This is a genomic window from Anaeromicrobium sp. (genome assembly GCF_025210435.1).
Taxonomy (GTDB): domain Bacteria; phylum Bacillota; class Clostridia; order Peptostreptococcales; family Thermotaleaceae; genus Anaeromicrobium.
The window spans coordinates 1-17,698 of the sequence record NZ_JAOART010000033.1 but is presented as its reverse complement, the minus strand read 5'-3'; the positions used below and the strand labels follow the sequence as shown (position 1 = coordinate 17,698).

The 17,698-nt window shown below is 31.3% G+C and carries 18 protein-coding genes; 6 read left to right on the top strand and 12 right to left on the bottom strand.

Annotated features, from left to right (window positions below):
- Positions 1 to 42: 42 nt before the first annotated feature.
- Both nhaC and N4A57_RS03980 read right to left on the bottom strand, forming a co-directional pair.
- On the bottom strand, positions 43 to 1,506 hold the full coding sequence (gene nhaC / locus N4A57_RS03985) for a Na+/H+ antiporter NhaC (protein WP_293656283.1): 1,464 nt from the start codon (positions 1,504 to 1,506) through the stop codon (positions 43 to 45).
- Between the two features lie 388 nt (positions 1,507 to 1,894).
- Entirely contained in the window at positions 1,895 to 2,653 is a 759-nt protein-coding gene (locus N4A57_RS03980) for an IclR family transcriptional regulator (protein WP_293656282.1), read from the bottom strand.
- A gap of 256 nt (positions 2,654 to 2,909) precedes the next feature.
- On the opposite strand from N4A57_RS03980, the gene buk reads away from it, so the two are divergent.
- Genes buk through N4A57_RS03960 form a run of 4 tightly spaced genes read left to right on the top strand, consistent with a single transcriptional unit; the run spans position 2,910 to position 7,430 of the window.
- Entirely contained in the window at positions 2,910 to 3,971 is a 1,062-nt protein-coding gene (gene buk / locus N4A57_RS03975) for a butyrate kinase (protein WP_293656280.1), read from the top strand.
- 17 nt (positions 3,972 to 3,988) lie between these two features.
- Positions 3,989 to 4,900, top strand: a complete 912-nt coding sequence (locus tag N4A57_RS03970; protein ID WP_293656279.1) for a bifunctional enoyl-CoA hydratase/phosphate acetyltransferase — start codon at positions 3,989 to 3,991, stop codon at positions 4,898 to 4,900.
- Between the two features lie 40 nt (positions 4,901 to 4,940).
- Complete coding sequence (locus tag N4A57_RS03965; RefSeq protein WP_293656278.1) at positions 4,941 to 6,128, top strand: aminotransferase-like domain-containing protein; 1,188 nt, start codon at positions 4,941 to 4,943, stop codon at positions 6,126 to 6,128.
- A 15-nt stretch (positions 6,129 to 6,143) separates the two neighbouring features.
- Entirely contained in the window at positions 6,144 to 7,430 is a 1,287-nt protein-coding gene (locus N4A57_RS03960; protein WP_293656277.1) for an MFS transporter, read from the top strand.
- Positions 7,431 to 7,503: 73 nt separating this feature from the next.
- Here N4A57_RS03960 and N4A57_RS18585 read toward each other — a convergent pair whose 3' ends face one another.
- From N4A57_RS18585 to N4A57_RS03920, 8 genes are all read right to left on the bottom strand, one after another.
- Positions 7,504 to 7,704 (bottom strand): PhoH family protein, encoded by a 201-nt coding sequence (locus tag N4A57_RS18585; RefSeq protein WP_334303713.1) that lies wholly within the window; start codon positions 7,702 to 7,704, stop codon positions 7,504 to 7,506.
- Positions 7,705 to 7,725: 21 nt separating this feature from the next.
- On the bottom strand, positions 7,726 to 9,732 hold the full coding sequence (locus N4A57_RS03950) for an FtsX-like permease family protein (protein WP_293656276.1): 2,007 nt from the start codon (positions 9,730 to 9,732) through the stop codon (positions 7,726 to 7,728).
- A complete protein-coding gene (locus N4A57_RS03945) occupies positions 9,722 to 10,489 on the bottom strand; it encodes an ABC transporter ATP-binding protein (protein ID WP_293656275.1) in 768 nt (255 codons plus the stop codon). Before N4A57_RS03945 ends, N4A57_RS03950 begins: the two co-directional genes overlap by 11 nt.
- Before the next feature lie 139 nt (positions 10,490 to 10,628).
- Entirely contained in the window at positions 10,629 to 11,636 is a 1,008-nt protein-coding gene (locus N4A57_RS03940) for a sensor histidine kinase (protein ID WP_330671442.1), read from the bottom strand.
- Positions 11,637 to 11,638: 2 nt separating this feature from the next.
- The gene (locus N4A57_RS03935) at positions 11,639 to 12,307 is read right to left on the bottom strand and encodes a response regulator transcription factor (protein ID WP_293656273.1); all 669 of its coding nucleotides are present in this window, start codon (positions 12,305 to 12,307) and stop codon (positions 11,639 to 11,641) included.
- Positions 12,308 to 12,715: 408 nt separating this feature from the next.
- Positions 12,716 to 12,859: a rhodanese-like domain-containing protein gene (locus N4A57_RS03930; protein WP_293656272.1), complete on the bottom strand. Its 144-nt coding sequence runs from the start codon at positions 12,857 to 12,859 to the stop codon at positions 12,716 to 12,718.
- An 86-nt stretch (positions 12,860 to 12,945) separates the two neighbouring features.
- The gene (locus N4A57_RS03925; RefSeq protein WP_293656271.1) at positions 12,946 to 13,080 is read right to left on the bottom strand and encodes a hypothetical protein; all 135 of its coding nucleotides are present in this window, start codon (positions 13,078 to 13,080) and stop codon (positions 12,946 to 12,948) included.
- A gap of 36 nt (positions 13,081 to 13,116) precedes the next feature.
- The gene (locus tag N4A57_RS03920; protein ID WP_293656270.1) at positions 13,117 to 14,049 is read right to left on the bottom strand and encodes a permease; all 933 of its coding nucleotides are present in this window, start codon (positions 14,047 to 14,049) and stop codon (positions 13,117 to 13,119) included.
- A 149-nt stretch (positions 14,050 to 14,198) separates the two neighbouring features.
- On the opposite strand from N4A57_RS03920, the gene N4A57_RS03915 reads away from it, so the two are divergent.
- Together N4A57_RS03915 and N4A57_RS03910 are read left to right on the top strand one after the other, a co-directional pair.
- Positions 14,199 to 14,540, top strand: coding sequence for a helix-turn-helix domain-containing protein (locus tag N4A57_RS03915; protein WP_330671441.1), 342 nt, complete (start codon positions 14,199 to 14,201; stop codon positions 14,538 to 14,540).
- Between the two features lie 492 nt (positions 14,541 to 15,032).
- Positions 15,033 to 16,223 carry an L-lactate MFS transporter gene (locus tag N4A57_RS03910; protein ID WP_293656269.1) on the top strand — a complete coding sequence of 397 codons (1,191 nt, stop codon included), beginning with the start codon at positions 15,033 to 15,035 and terminating at the stop codon, positions 16,221 to 16,223.
- A 100-nt stretch (positions 16,224 to 16,323) separates the two neighbouring features.
- On the opposite strand, the gene N4A57_RS03905 is transcribed toward N4A57_RS03910, so the two are convergent.
- Together N4A57_RS03905 and N4A57_RS03900 are read right to left on the bottom strand one after the other, a co-directional pair.
- Positions 16,324 to 17,343 carry a hypothetical protein gene (locus N4A57_RS03905; protein ID WP_293656268.1) on the bottom strand — a complete coding sequence of 340 codons (1,020 nt, stop codon included), beginning with the start codon at positions 17,341 to 17,343 and terminating at the stop codon, positions 16,324 to 16,326.
- 108 nt (positions 17,344 to 17,451) lie between these two features.
- A partial coding sequence (locus N4A57_RS03900) for a hypothetical protein (protein WP_330671440.1) occupies positions 17,452 to 17,698 on the bottom strand: 247 nt, incomplete at its 5' end.

Here is a 17,698-nt window from a genome sequence, read left to right as displayed (position 1 = left end):
TTACCTTATATAGTAATGGGCTTATGCTTTTTTAATATGTTATTATTGTGCTAATTCTGGTTCATCTGATAAATCCACATCAGAGAAATTTCTTACACCCTTGTTATTTTTATTATTCCACACTACTGCTATTCCTAAGTAAGACATGGCCACTGATACTACTGGACTTAAGTAATTTAAGAATGCATATGGTGCAAACTCAAATCCTGATGCCCCTAATGTTGTAGCAACAAATGCTCCAAATGTTGTCCAAGGCATAAGAGGAGTCATCATTAAACCACCCTCACTTATTAGACGAGCAAGCATAGCTCTATTTAAACCTCTCTTATCGAATTCCTTTTTGAATAGGTTACCATTTAATATGAATGATAAATATGCTTCTCCAAAAGCAGCAGTTGATAGCATTGATGATAACATAACTATTAAACTTAATGAACCAACTGTTTTAGCTCTCTTTATAAGACCAGAAATTAATGCATCCATATATCCAACCTTGTTTAGAATTCCTCCTAAAGACAGGGCCATAAATGCAACAGAGAAAGTCCATAACATTTTTTGAATTCCACCACGGTTTAATATGGGGTCAACATAGGATGATCCTGTTTCTATAGAGAATCCTGAGTTAATTGTTTCTAATGCTGTAGGAATGCTCATTCCTTGGAATACAATAGCTACTAATAATCCTGAAATAACAGCTACAGTCATTGCTGGAAGAGATGGGAATTTTTTAATATTTAATATAAGTAAAATTACTATTGGTAGTATTACAATTGGATGTAAATTAAAGTTGGCTTCTAAGACATTTCTTGTTTCTTCAATGATAGCAAGATTTCCTTGTCCTCCACCATATTTAAATCCTAAAAAGGTAAATGCCACTAGTGAAACTACATATGCAGGCCACATGGTCTGTATCATAGCTTTAATAGATTCGTATAAGTCCGCACCTGAAGTCATTGATGTTAAGTTTGGCGTATCAGAAACAGGTGACATTTTATCTCCAAAGGCAGCTCCTGAAACTACCATAGCCGCTGTTATAGGAAGAGGTATTCCAAGACCCTGTCCAATACCAACTAATGCTATACCTACTGTACCGATAGTTCCCCAAGATGTTCCTGTACAGAGAGCAGTAACACTACATAGAAGTAATCCTGCTGGTAGGAAAACCTTTGGCGAAATGATACCTAAACCATAATAAATTATTGCAGGCACTGTTCCCGCAGCCATCCATGAAGCTACTATTGCTCCAATGGCAAAGAAAAACCATAATCCAAATGTGGATTCTCCAATACTATGGCTTATAAACTTCATTAGGTCATTAAATGTATAACCTAAAGTTTTGGAAATTAAAGTAACAAAGAAAATTCCTAATAATAGTCCTGTCTGAATTGAAACAGTTTTGAAAACCATTATACATACTATTAAACTTATGACTACTGACATTAGTGCACATAATGCCAACCCAAAGGTCGGTTTCTTAAATTCCTTAGCCTTTTTATCGCTACTCATCTTTAAGCTCCTTTACTCTTTTTTCTTATCTGAAATTTTTAACTATTTTCTTACTTTGCCTAATAAACACCTCCTTATTTCATGTGTATTTATTATTGTGAAACGTTGTTCTATTTTCACATTATCATTATAACATTTGGATGTCAATAGTCTCCATTCTGCAACTTTGGATTTTTTAACCTTCTTAATCCAATTTATTCAGTATAGATTTTTCTCCTCTAGGGGTAATCTAAAGAAAGATTATTTCAGTTTACAATCTTTGAATTATAGGGTTTTTTCTAATTGCTCCTACAATTTTAATTTTCACTATAAATAAAAAAATCTAAATATTTTCATGAAAATATTTAGATTAAAAGACATTATTTATTTTTTTATAAAAATTTAAATTTTATCTAAATTGTTTACTTATCTCCTGTGCAGTTTCTACCACTGCCCTTATTTTTTCTTCAAAGTCTCCCGCTCTCATCCTCTGAGTAGGACCTGACAAACTTATGGCTGCTATTGCCCTATTATTTTTATCTAAAACAGGAGCTCCTATGCATGTCAATCCTACTTCTAATTCCTCGTCATCTATGGCATAGCCTTTCTCTCTTATTTCTTTAAGTTTATCTATTAATTCATCCCAATTGTCAATAGTTTTGTCTGTATATTTCATGAGTTTTACATCCTTGTATTTTTCAAAATCGATATGATTAAAAGCAAGTAAGCATTTCCCCACAGACGAGCCATAACACGGGCTTCCAGCTCCTTCTGGAGGATTCACAATTAATAGTTGGGTGCTATCATAGGCCTTATATATTATGTGTCCTTTAAGATGGTCTTTATCACTTTTATCTAAAACAGATGCATTGACAACCTCACCAAATTTTCTATGCAACTCATCACAATAAGGTTTAATAATCTTCTTAATTGGAAGGTTATTATTTATTAACATGCCAATAGCATGTAATTTCATCCCTAACCAATATTTTTCTGTGTCAGGATTCTTTTTTACAAAACCCTTTCCTTCTAATGTAACTAGGGTTCTATGTATAGTACTTTTATATGTATTCAATCTATCTGCTATATCTGAAACACCCATCTCTTTTTCTTCTTCATAAAGAAGTATAATTATATCAAGGGCTCTATCTACTGAATTAATAATCATAACTAATCTCCTTTTTCATTAATACCTTTATGATACTTTAATACCTTGCAATTTTCAATGGTATATATCTGTTTTATTATGTCTATTTTTATCGATTTGCCCTTTTATGAACATATTGTTCTATAGTTTCTAATACAAAACATGACATGTCTTTTAATTCCGCATACGTTTTACTGAATATTTATTGCATTATGACTTTTTCTATTGTATCATGATACTAGAACGTTGTTCCATAATGAACTTTAAGGAGGATTTCATGAAAATACTTGTTATAAACCCAGGCGGTACTTCTACAAAGGTAAGCGTCTTTGAGGATAAGGATGAACTATTTAAACTTAGTCTAAGTCACACGGCTGAAGATCTTAAAGATTTTCATACTGTATTTGATGAATTTGAATTTAGAAAGAATATTGTATTAACTGCTTTAAAAGATAAGGGCTTATCTATAAAAGATTTTGGTTGTGTTGTAGGTAGAGGTGGCCTACTTAAAGAAATACAAGGTGGTACTTATCATGTAAATCATATTATGATTGATGATGTTAAAAATGCCATTCGTGGAGAACATGCCTCTAACCTGGGTTGTGTTCTTGCTAAGAGCATTGCTGATGAAGTTAATATACCTTCATTCATTGTAGACCCAGTTTCTGTTGATGAATTTGAAGATATGTCTAAAATAACTGGTATATCTGATTTAACATACCCAAGTTGGCTTCATTCACTTAATCACAAAGCCGTTTGTAGATTAATGGCTAAAAGAATGGGTGGAAAATACTCAGACTTTAACTTCATAGTAGCCCATTTAGGATCAGGAATCTCTGTTGTACCTCATAAAAAGGGCAAGATGGTTGATGGAAGTGGTGGAAGATGTAATGGTCCTTTCTCACCTGAGAGAAGTGGTGGACTACCAGCTTACCCTCTTATTCAACTTTGCTATTCAGGAAAGTATACTTATAAGGAAATGGTTTCTAAGGTTAGTTCTATAGGCGGAATGTATGATTACCTAGGAACTAAGGATACAAGGGAAATTGAAGAAAGAATTAACAATGGTGATGAAAAAGCAAAATTAGTTATGGATGCATTTATTTATCAAGTAAGTAAAGAGATTGCACAATACGGAGCAACTTTATGTGGAAAAGTAGATAAGATCATCTTAACAGGTGGAATTGCTAACTCAAAATTAATCACAGAAGCTGTAAAAGAAAGAGTTGGTTATTTAGCCCCTGTGGAAATCATTGCTGGCGAAGCAGAAATGGAAGCCTTAGCACTAGGTGCACTTCGTGTCCTTAATGGTGAAGAAGAAGCAAAAGAGTATAAGTAAAATTGTTATAGAGAGGAATGAACTTTACATTGAAAAATTTTTCAGAAGTTATTGAGAAAGTTAAATCCCTAGATCCTTTTATCATAAGTGTGGCAGCAGCAGAAGATAAGGAATTACTTTTAGCCCTTAAAGCTGCAGCTCATATGGGATTTGTTAAACCTATTTTAGTAGGAAATGTGGAAAAAATCCAATCAATATGTGACGAAATTGGTTTAAAACCTTATGACATTGTAGCAGGTGAATCTCCTGAGGATTCAGCTAAAGTTGCTGTAAGTCTTGTTAAATCTGGTAAAGCTCAAGTTCTTATGAAAGGACTTGTTAACACTAGTGTATATATGAGAGCCATACTAAATAAAGAAAAGGGGTTAAGAACAGGCCGTCTTATTAGTATGCTTGCCGTTTATGAATTGCCTGGATATCATAAGTTATTATATTGTACAGATAGTGGTATAAATGTTGCCCCTACCCTTGCACAGAAAAAAGATATTTTAAACAATTCCTTAATCGCTATGAAAGGTATTGGAGTAACTAACCCAAAAGTTGCAGCACTTACTGCTAACGAAATGGTAGATGAAAAGATTCAATCTACTGTAGATGCAAAGGGACTTGTGGATATGGTTGGAAATGGTGAAATACTACCATGTACCATAGAAGGACCTATTGCCTTTGATGTGGCCTTTAGTAAAGATGCAGCCCATCACAAGGGAATAGATAGTAAAATTGCTGGAGATTGTGATATGTTAGTATTCCCTAATATTGAAACTGGAAATGCTTTAGGAAAATCATGGTTACACTTTAACAATGCTAAGTGGGCTGGTATAGTATTAGGAGCTACAAACCCTATTATTTTAGGTTCACGTTCAGATACACAAGAAATAAAAATAAATTCAATTGCCCTTGGATGTTTAGCTTCGGCTGGAAGTTTATAATCTCCAAAAAATTTTTGTTGAATTTAGGGAGGAGTAAAATATGAATTTTGCAAATAGAATCCATACATTAAGACCATCAGCTATCAGGGCTGCAGGTAAGTTAATTAGAAGTAAAGAAAATTGTATATCCTTTGCCGCTGGCTTACCATCATCAGCTCTTATGCCAATAAATGAAATTAGAGAAGTTACAGATAGACTCCTATCTGAAAAGGGAGCAGTTGCTCTTCAATATGGAGCTACAAAGGGATATGATCCTTTACTAGATGAAATATGCAAAATTATGGCTAAAAGACATGTCCACTGTAAAAAAGAAGAAATACAAATTACTACCGGGTCACAACAGGGTATTTTCTTAACTGCCATGACTTTCTTAAATCCAGGTGATACTGTGATCACAGAAAAACCCACATACCTAGGAGCACTATCCTCATATACTCCCTTTGAGTGTAACTTTAGAGGTGTTGATGCAGATAACGAAGGAATGCTTATTGATGAACTTGAAAAAGCCCTTGAAGAAGAAAAGAATGTTAAATTCGTTTATGCAGTTCCAAACTTCTCTAACCCTACAGGCAAGACTTGGTCTGTAGATAGAAGAAAGAAATTAGTCCAATTAGCTAACAAATATGATATTATGATTATTGAAGATAATCCTTATGGTGAAATAAGATTCTCAGGAGAACATGTACCTACTATAAAATCCTTTGATACAGAAGATAGAGTTATATATCTTGGATCTTTTTCAAAGATACTTTTCCCAGGATTAAGAGTAGGTTTTTCAATAAGTAATACTGCTATTGCAAATCATTTTGAAGTATTAAAACAGGGTATTGATCTTCAATCAAATCAATTTGCTCAAGCTCAAATCGCTGAGTATCTTAAAGCTTATAACTTAGACGAGCAAATCGAACAAATTGTTAAAGTATACGGGAAAAAGAAAGATATGATGTTAGAAATTATAAAAGAAAAATTCCCTAAATCAATTAAGCATACAAATCCTGAAGGTGGTATGTTTATATGGTTAGATTTACCTAAGGGTGTTGACGCAACTAAACTTCTAGAAAAATCTATAGAAGAAATATCTGTAGGTTTTGTACCTGGTGGTTCATTCTTTACTGAACCTGGTTATGAAAACACTATTAGACTTAATTTCTCAACAGTAGATGAAGAAGAAATAATTGAAGGAATGAACAGACTAGCAGATTTCCTTACTAAGGAGCTGGAAAAATAATCAATGAGCACTATTATGAAAACTAATGCAAACAAAAATCAAGCATCCTCCTATAAGTGGATTGCTTGGGGAATAATCGTACTATCTTATGCAATAAATTATTTTCATGCATTTTCAATGGGCGTAGTAAAGGATTCCATAATTATGGAATTTGGTCTATCTGAGTCTATGTTTGTGTCTATTGCTAGCACATATGCCATGCTTTATCTAATAATGCAAATTCCTACAGGAATCCTGGTGGACTCTCTAGGATCTAGAATCACATCAAGTGTGGGTACTTTTATAGCAGCAATAGGTATCACTCTTTTTAGTCTAACAGATTCTGTTACTATGCTTTTTATAGGAAGATCACTAATCGGTCTTGGAACATCAGTTATATTTGTATGTATCCTTAAATTACAGTCATCTTGGTTTGAACAATCAAAACTTGGTACCATGACAGGAATCACCTGTTTTATCGGTACTTTAGGTGGTGCTGTAGCTCAAACCCCTCTAGCATTTTTAGTTGAAACATTTGGTTGGAGAATGAGCTTTAGAGGTATTGGTGTTGTTTCTTTTATTGTTGCCTTTGGAATTTATATTATTGTAAGAAATACACCAGAAGAATTAGGCTATGAACCAGTTAACCCAAATAATCCTAATGAAACTAAAACAACCTTCTCTGAGGTCATAGTTGGAGTATGGCATGTATTTAAAAATCCAAGAACTTGGCCACCCCTTGTGGCATATGCAGGCTTTTATGGTTCATCTGTTATTATTATGGGAATTTGGGGAACATCTTTCCTTACAAAGGCTTATAATATTACAACTGTAGAAGCTGCAGGTTTTACTACTGTTGCTGTTGTGGGTAGTGCTATAGGAGCTGTAGTTATTGGAAACATGTCAGATAAATATGTTAGTAGAAAAAAACCAATGATCGTATCTGGAATAATATACGCACTTAGCTGGGCACTTTTAATATTAACTATAGGAAAGTTAAGTAAAACTGCCATGATGATACTAATGTTTGTAAATGGCTTTATGAGTTATGCTTACGTAGTATGCTGGTCTGCTGTAGGAGAAGTTAATAATCCTAAATACGTGGGAGTATCTTCATCAGTAGCAAACATAGGTGGTTTTTGTGGAAGTATGCTATTACCTTTAGCCGTTGGATTGTCCTTTGACAAAATGTCAGGAGTAGAAAATTATGCTTCCGTTTATCGTGTTGCCTTTGGTATAACCCTTGTGGCTGTTATAATAAGTGTAATTGCTGGATTCTTCTTAAAGGAAACTAATTGTAAAAATATATATGAAGAAATTTAGGTAATTATGAAAAATTTACCTTCTTAGAATAAAAATCCAGTATAACTAATTTTCAAATTAGTCTACTGGATTTTTATAATCTAACTTTTTCATGATCACATGTGAGTCCATTATTACACGAATGAAGATATGGATTATCAATTTGCTCTGGGTCACCTACTAAAACTATTTTACTACCTTCTCCTACCCTCCATACAATTGTGTTTACTTCATGTTTTGTTAGATTTTGAGCTTCATCAATTATGATGAATTGCTTAGGTATTGTCCTTCCTATTAAAAACCCATGTGCTTATCTTTAACTATTCTTAACTATATTCTTATATGCCAAATAGGTAGCATAAAAGTATACTCCATATATGACCATAATACCTAATATTACTATTACAACGGGAATAAGCTTTACCCCTAGTAATAGACCTACACTCTTTCGTAATCGGTTAATAATCTGTAGCCCTACTACAGAATGCATCAACCCTAAGGTAAAAGGTAACATAAAATGGATTAAAATCTGAAGAAATATACTTTTATTAATCATATGATCACATGCTCCGATTTTTTTCAATGTCTTATACCTATTTAAACTATCACTTGCCTCTGTTAATTGTTGAATTGCCAATAGGACTGCACTTCCTATTAAAAATACAAATCCTAAGTATATTCCTATATATAATAATTGTCCTATACTTGTTATGGTTTCCTTATATATTTGACTTTTACTTTCTGCACTTATAATAAATCCATACTTATTTAATAGTTCTTCATGTGATTCATACTGGGATCTATAAAACTTTTCTTTAATCTCTCTAATTTTTTCTTCTAATTCTTCCTTATTCTTTTCAGTTACACTTTTCATATGCATAATTGCAATAGTTTTATCCATATTTTTAACAGCTACATCAGGCACTATGGCAGTTAAATCATTATATTCTTCCTTCATGTGTTTATCTTTTATTACATATTCCATATTGCCGATCCTTATTTTCTTTTGACTTTTCATCAACTTTTCTAGGGCCTTTTTTTCATGGGTATTCCTTGTTATGAATAGGATCTCATTTTCCTTTAAATTAACAGTGCCTTGTCCACTTAATTTTCTCATTTCATTATATTGTGATAGTTTTACAACATACAATTTCCTCCAATTAGTATCCTTTAACTCTTTTTTAAAGTTTTCATTTCCATATTCATTTAACAAGTCATATATTTTCATATTTGATTCATAATAGTCTAAAACCACATATTGAAAAGATTCATAAAAATTCATATTAATTATTTTTAAAGCCTCTTTTATATCCCTAACTCCACCCTTATTATGATTAATATCTAATTGGATGACTCCATCAAAGGGCATTATATTTTCCAATCTTTTTTCTGCCTCATGCTTCACACTAAAACTAGATCCTAATATTCCAATAGTTAAAAATAGCATTAAACATATGATTGCCATGGATATGAAGTTTGTATTAACCTTATGGTTAAATTGTTTAATGACAAATATATTTAACCCTTTGAAATATATTTTCTTACTTTTTTTAAGTACAATAAGTACAAAACCAGATAATCCAAAGAAAAATAATAAAGTTCCTAAACTTCCCCATAGGATCGATAGGGGAAATTTTATATCCTTTGGAGTAAGGGAATATTTCCATGCCATATAATAAGCTATTCCTAAAAGAATTAGGGATAGGATGAATATGACAAATGAATATATTGGATTTTTCACTTTTATACTCTCATTTTTCTTTGCTCCCTTAATCAGATCCACTGATTTACCCTTTGAAACTAGAATTGTATTAAATATGATCACTATTAAAAACATGATTACAAAATAGATTAAAGTTTTAGAAAAAGCATAAATAGATAAAGTAAATGTATACTCTGTCATATTTAATTGAAATAATTCTCCTGTCAATATTGAAATTCCTTGTGATAACAGAATTCCAAGTATTAATCCTACAATTAATGATATGGTACCTACCATGAGGGTTTCATAAATTAATATTTTACATATTTTAACTTTTGCCATTCCTAGGGTGGCATATATTCCAAATTCCCTTTTACGCTTTTTTATTAAGGCATTATTAGCATATATTATTAATCCTCCAAAGATAATAGATATGAATACTGATATATAAGATATGACTTTTATTAAAAATCCTATTTTATGAATATTTTCCATTGCCCTTTGAGAATGGATAGAATTAAAATTATAAAATATACATACAGCCAGTGTTAGGGTTATAAAGTATATGGAATAATCTTTAAAACTCTTTTTTACATTATTAATAGCTATTTTAAAATACATCCTTCACGTCACCACCTAAAAGGGTCATTACTTCAATGATCCTATTGAAAAATTCTTTCCTAGAATCATTACCCTTTACTAATTCATTAAATATCTTACCATCTTTTATAAATAATATCCTATTAGCATAACTTGCCGTAAAAGGATCATGGGTTACCATTAACACAGTGGCCTCAAATTCCTTATTTAATCTTTCAAAGGATTCTAGCAACAGTCTTGAAGATTTAGAATCTAAAGCTCCCGTAGGCTCATCTGCCAGTATGAGAGATGGATCTGTAACTATGGCCCTTGCACAAGCTACCCTTTGTTGCTGTCCCCCTGACATTTCATAGGGATATTTATTTAAAACTGGTGATATTTCTAATGTTTCTCCAACCTTTTTAATCAGCCCGTCTATTTCCTTTGGATTTTTTCCTTGTATAGTTAAAGCTAAGGCTATATTTTCATAGGCCGTTAATGTATCTAATAGATTAAAATCTTGAAATATAAATCCTAGTTCGTCCCTTCTAAATTTATCTAATCTTTTAGGTTTTAATTTTGTGATATCATTTGCCTTTACAATAATGCGGCCTGTTGTTACATTATCAATAGTTGAAATACAATTAAGTAATGTGGTTTTACCACTTCCCGATGGTCCCATTACCCCCACAAATTCTCCCTTATATACATTAAAGCTTATTCCGTCTAAAGCCTTTGTTACATTTCCTTTTTTCCCATAATACTTCTCAATATTTTGTACACTTAATATATTTTCCATAGGTATTTCCTCCTTCCAATAAAATCATTATATTAAATTCTTTAAATATTACATATTTAATTATCTTTCATTAAGGTTACATTTTTGTAATATAATCATCCATAAAATAAAAAGCGCAAGTATTAAAACTCACACTTCCTTAAATCCCTAAATTAAATTGGCTCAATGGAAATACCATATGGACTTTTGTTCCTACCCCTAATTCAGATGCAATATTTATCTCTAATCCTAACTTATTGCAAAGTTTCTTACAAAGGTATAGTCCTATTCCTGTAGATCTATTGTATTTTCTTCCCTGTTCTCCTGTAAATCCCTTTTCAAAGACTCTATTAATATCTTTTGGTGAAATTCCTATTCCATTGTCTTCTATTATAAGGGTCACATTATTTTTATTGGTAGTTGAATATATTTTTATCTTACCTTCCTTAGGTTTAACATATTTAATTGAATTGCCTATAATCTGATTTAATATGAATTGAACCCACTTCATATCACTATAGACAAAAGTATCTATGTCATCTATTTGCAAACCTATCCTTTTATTTATAAAATCCTTAGAATTTCTACTAATAGTATTATTTATTACTTCTTTTAAATTAAACTTCTTTATTAAATAATCCTTATCCACATGATTGCTTCTTGAATAATATAAGGCCTGTTCTACAAATCCTTCTATTTTTTTTATTTCTTCACCCATGTTATCCATTATGGGACTTTTGTTATTGTCAATAATTAGCATACTTGATGCAATAGGTGTTTTAACTTCATGAACCCATTTATCTATATACTCCCTATAATCTAACTGAAGATTTTTATAATAATTCACATGTTCATGCATTTCTTTATTACATTCCCTTAATATTTCATAAAATAGTTTCCCCTCTAAGAAGTCAGGTTTTTCCATGATTTCCGCTAGTAAATACTTTTTATCAAGACTTTCTATTACCTCTTCCATATTATCATAGTATTTTTTATGCTTAAAAAATTCCATAAGAATATAGCTCATTAATGGCCCAAACCATATGATGAAAGCAAAAAACATAACTCCCCTTTCCACATGTAATAGGGCCATAATGGAAATTATAATTAAAAGTCCAATGAAATTTATAAATAAAAAGAAAAATCTTTCTTTTAAGTACTCTTTCATACTCATGTCATTATATACCCTAAGCCTCTCCTAGTCTCTATTACATCTTCTGCACCTATTTTTTGGAGGGTTTTTCTTAGTCTAGTTATATTTACAGATAATGTATTATCATCAATGAAAACATGGGAATTCCACAAATATTCCATTAATTTTTCCCTTGATACGATGGTTCCCTTGTTCTTCATCAAGCAGGAAAGTATCTTTAATTCATTCTTTGTTAATTGTTCCATATTTCCCTTATGGATAACACATCCCTTTAATATATTTAACTGAATATCCTTATGCATGAGCACATCACCATGATTGCTTTTAGAAGTTCTTTTCAAAACTGCTGAAATACGTGCTAAAAGTATTTGTGTATTATAGGGCTTTGTTATGAAATCATCTGCACCTAAATTCATACTCATAAGTTCATCCATTTGGCTATCTCTACTGGTAACCACTATTATTGGCACGTCAGAATTTTTTCTAACTTCTCTACATATATAATATCCATCAAAAACAGGCAAATTTATATCTAACAATATTAAATCACCATTTGATCTGGATATATCTTCAATTATATTATTAAAATCATCTGGAGCATAAACTTCATAACCATATTTAGATAAAAATATTTTTAGTTCTTCTCTTATGGTTTCAGTATCTTCCACTATAATAATTTTTTTCATACTATTCCTCCAATATAACTTGTTTGAAGCAATCTGCTTATTTATTACATATTATATCAGAAAAGTAGCCTTTTCATAGGCAATAGGTTACTTCACTAAAAAGAATTTTTCATTTATGGAACTAAATTTTCTTGTGTACTCAACATAAGTATGATATAATAATCGTACACTAACGCTTGCCCAAGCGCGGTCAGTATCTTTAGAGATACTGGCCTTTTGTGTTTTTGTCCATATTTTAAACCTTTTCATCAAAACTCCTAATTCACTTATGGTATTCTTAATAAAGGTTTATTCCATTTATAGCTTGTAAACCGGTCCTAGGCATTTCATTAGTTGACAGGGCTAGAGTAGACACATTATTCTTTGTTTTTAATATTAATTCTTCCATTCCGTCTAGAAATAAATTTATTATGGTATATTAATGGCATTTTCTATATGTAGAGCATTATAATCTTCTTTAGCACGTATATCCAATAAAATAGCACCTCTTTTAATTGCTTTTTTTATTTGATTTACAGAAACATTTTCAATCTCATCATTTGAAATTGACATGTGAAAAGGCACCTCCTTTTGATCAATGGATTTTCATAAATCAAATCACCTTCCATTAATGCAGAAAGGTGATTCAACTTTATTCTTTATTTTTTTGTTTTCTTTGAAGTTCCCTTATTATTATCTGTCTTCTTCTCTTCTTCAACTATTTGAACACCACAACTGCATCCACCTGAACCTCCAAATAATTTGACTAAGATTGATTTTTTTTCTTTACCCATTTATTTCTCCTCCTTTAAATTAATCCCTTATTTTATTTACTCTATTACATTAAATATATTGAACAAGTATCCCGTTAGGGTAGCCACTGAGAAAACTGATAAAACAAAGGCTATAACCATTTTTTTCTTAAATATTGTATTAAGTAACGTAACCTCAGGTATACTTGCTCCTGCACCTCCAATAATAAGTGCCATTATTGCACCTATACTCATACCTGATGCATTAAGTGCCTTTGCTATTGGAATCATAGTTTCTGTTCTCACATACATGGGTACTCCAATAACTGCCGCAACAGGAACAGCAAATAAATTATCAGGTCCTGCAACTCTAGCAATAAAACTTTGAGGAACAAATCCATATATAAATGCCCCTACCCCTGCACCAACAAATAAGAATGGTAACACTTTTATAAATAATGAGAAAGTATCTTTAATTGCAAATTTAAAAACTTGCATATGTTTTTCCATTTTTGTTCCTTCTAAGACATCATAAGTTATTTCATCATTATGACCACCTTGGATTGTAACATTTTTTATCTGATCTTCCATTCCAAGCTTTTCTAATAATGTTCCTATTAAAACTGAAAATACAAATGTAAATGCTCCATAGATTGCTGTGATTTTAATTCCAAAGAACTTTGTAAAAAGTATAATAATCATTGGATTAAGTACTGGTGAAGCTATTAAAAATGATATGGTCCCTCCAAATGGAGCCCCACTTTTAAACAGACCCACAAGAATAGGTATTGTGGAACATGAACAAAATGGTGTTAAGGCACCTAATGCTGCTCCCATTATGTTTTGAAGACCCTTACGTGGTTTGGTCAAAACCCTTTTTATGGTTTCTTGAGATATATACCTTTGAAGTAATGCTACCAGAAAACTTATTACGATAAAAAGTACCACTAGTTCTCCAGCTATGTGTTTGAAAAATGCTAATGCCACATTAAAATTGTTTGCTTTAAACAAAGTTATCCCTCCTCTTATATTTGCTTTCTTCTGGATTTAGGATTATTATAATACATATGATAATTAAAGGAAGTACGTACTTTAAAGTTACTAGTTACTTATTTGATACTGTAATCAAATAGTAACAGTTGAAAATGGAGGGATATAGCGTGAAAAAAAATATGGAAGAAATTAAAAATCTAACTAGTTCTGAATGTGGAATAGAGTATACATTATCTGTTGTAGGAGGGAAATGGAAGCCCCTTATTCTATGGTTTTTGTCAAAGAATGGAATTCAAAGATACGGTGAAATTAGAAGATTCATACCTACTGTAACAAATAAGATGTTAAGTCAACAATTAAAGGAGTTAGCCAATGATGGACTTATATATAGAAAAGACTATAAGCAAATTCCTCCAAAGGTAGAATATCGCATTACTGAAAAGGGTATGACATTAGAACCTGTACTAGATTATATGTGTGCCTGGGGAGTAGAACATAAGAATAACTAAAAGGTATCCTTCAATAATTTTTAAATTTTATATTCTCTACATGAACGCTTCACAAGACAAATTATAACCTCCTATATTTTTTAGGAGGTTATAATTTGTCTACTATTTACTTATGCATGTTTATAGATATAAACCAAAATGTGAAAATATGTTGATTTATATTGTCCTATGATATAATAAGAATAACTTCTAATAAAAAATGACACCCATAATGATAACTCATGACACTTTAGAAGCTATATCTGCATAAAAGCAAACAATTTAATTACATGAAAAAATCTACTACCATAAATTAACTATTCTAAGTTTTCACCTCTGATCTTATAAATTCATTGAATATTCCATAAGTTTTTCTTGCATTTGTGCATAAAATAATCATATAATATCTATAAAATTAATTTGATGCTTAAATAACCAGTAGCATAAAAAATATCTAATCTATTGTTATTTTCATTGTTAAACAAGAAATTCATACTAAAAAGGAGGAGTATAATGACTAACAAAACAATGAATCGTTGGTTTGTTGTATTAGGTGCTGTATTATTACAAATGTGTATAGGGGCTATTTACACATGGAGTTTATTTAATCAGCCACTTATGGATAAATTTGGTTGGGGGAAAAGCGAGGTTGTTCTTACTTATTCAATTGCCGTTTTTGTCTTTGCTTTCTCAACTATCTTTTCTGGTAGACTACAAGATAAAATAGGGCCAAGAAAAGTTGCTACTATTGGTGCTATACTTTATGGAGGAGGGTTAATACTAGCCTCTACAGCCACATCCCTTACCCAATTATATATTTATTATGGTCTTATAGCTGGAGCTGGAGTTGGATTTGCCTATGTTTGTCCCTTATCTACTTGTGTTAGATGGTTCCCAGAGAAAAAGGGCTTCATTACAGGTATAGCAGTTGGTGCCTTTGGACTAGGAGGTTTAGTTTTCAAATCTATAATTCAATATTTTATAGTTAATAAGGGAGTTTCTTCAACATTCCTTTATCTAGGCATAATTTATTCTGTACTAGGTTTAATTGGATCTCAATTCCTAATACTTCCACCAGCTACATATGGCTCTGGTGTTAAGAACCCTAATAATACTAAGGAAAATGTCTTTACAGTTGGGGAAATGATTAAAACTAAATCATTTTATTTTATTTGGGCAATGTACTTATTTGCATGTATGAGTGGACTTTTAGTTATAGGACTTGCTAAAGATATTGGTATACAATTGGCTGGATTAGAAACTGCTGTAGCTGCAAATGCAGTTGCCATGATTGCACTATTTAATACTGGTGGAAGACTTATATGGGGTACCCTTTCAGATAAATTAGGTAGAATAAGAGTGGTAACAATGATGTTTATAATAACTGCCATATCCATGATTACCATGAGTATAGTTACATTAAATTATGTTACTTTCTTTGCTTGCCTAGCTGGTATTGCCTTCTGCTTTGGAGGATTCTTAGCAGTGTTCCCAACAATAACAGGAGAATTCTTTGGTATTAAAAATTTAGGTGCCAACTACGGAGTTGTCTATCAAGCATATGGAGCAGCCGCGTTAGTTGGTCCAATAATCGTTGCAAATGCTGGGGGGTTAAAACCTACATTTATGATAGCAGCTGTCCTTGCTATAATAGGTGCTATTTTAACCTTCATAGTAAAACCGCCTATAGTAGATAATATGTAAATGGTATAATTCCCATATAATACCCCTTCACCTATGAAGGAATTTTTAGAATGAAAAAAATAGAAAAACGCCTTTCTAAAATGATCAGAAAGGCGTTTTTTTAATCACATGATTCTTTACAATAGTCATATGGGAATGATACATTCATTACATATCTATATCTTTCATCGCCCACATATTTTCCTGTTTTATTATCTTTTCTACACTCACCTATACGATGGGTTTTCTTTTCATAGAATTGAAACATTTCTACCTTTGTGTACTTTTCATTGTGTCTAATCACACAAATATTTGGTTTTTCCCTATTATCTAATTTATTAATAGAAACCTTATTGATCTCTTTTATAGGTTCACCATCTTTAGTTAAATCTCCACTTTCAAATATACGCTCGGCTATTTCATTGTCATTTAAATATACAATCAATATATTTTCCTGTTGTTCATCCATTTGATTAGTTACCACATATATATAATGAGAATCATCTAGAAACTCCCCATATAGCACCTTACGATTTTCATTTTTTAACTTCTGGGTAAATTTATTAATTACCATTTCTTTCGCATTATATATATAGGTTCTCTGTTGATTAAGTAAATCCTTATACATTGTATGTCCAAACATTAGATTAGGGGTCTCTTTATTTCTATATATCCATTTCTTTTCAATGTTCTCATTATTTAAAATAAGAATATCTACTCCTTCATAAAGTTTCCCATCTCTAAAAACATATACTATACTATTTTCCTTTGAGTGTTCCACAGATATTTTACTTATTTTATAATTCTTAGTATCCATAACATTATTTCCATATGAATCAAAACCAAATTCTCCAATTTTTTTAAATTTGCCATTGATTTTTTTCATGATCAATACATTTTCGTATTCTGGATTTATACTATCATTAACAACACATAACTTATAAAGTTCATTTAATTCATAGGCAAAGAGGGGTTTTTGCATCTCATTATGAACTTCCTCATTCACATGTATTTTATCTGATAGTTTATATGTGTCCTTACTTTCTTCCCTAACAATTTCCACACCTTTGCAATCTGCCACTACAGATGTGACTAATAGTATTAATAATATGCCTATTCCTCTTGTCATAAATTTTATCATACTAATCTCCCTTTTAAATATTCAAATTTCAACTGTATCCCCTTTGTCCCTTAATTTTTATATTTATTTAATTTTCTCTTTTACTGGACAGTCAAAAGTTTTGTTCACTTAAGAAGCTAGTCGATCCTCTTGAAAAAATGGATCAACTTGCTTGTCTTTAATTATTCTACTTATGCTAAATCTATTATGTTTTTCAATAATCGAAAAAATACTCTTTCTTAGATAACAAGCAACTGTAGCTTCTGAAACCACTGCTTTAGATTTTGTTCTTAAAAACCTAAAACTTTGAGTATTTATATCCTTTGAACACTTTAGTGAAATGATTTGAAGAAGTCCCATTGCAATAGAAGTAAAC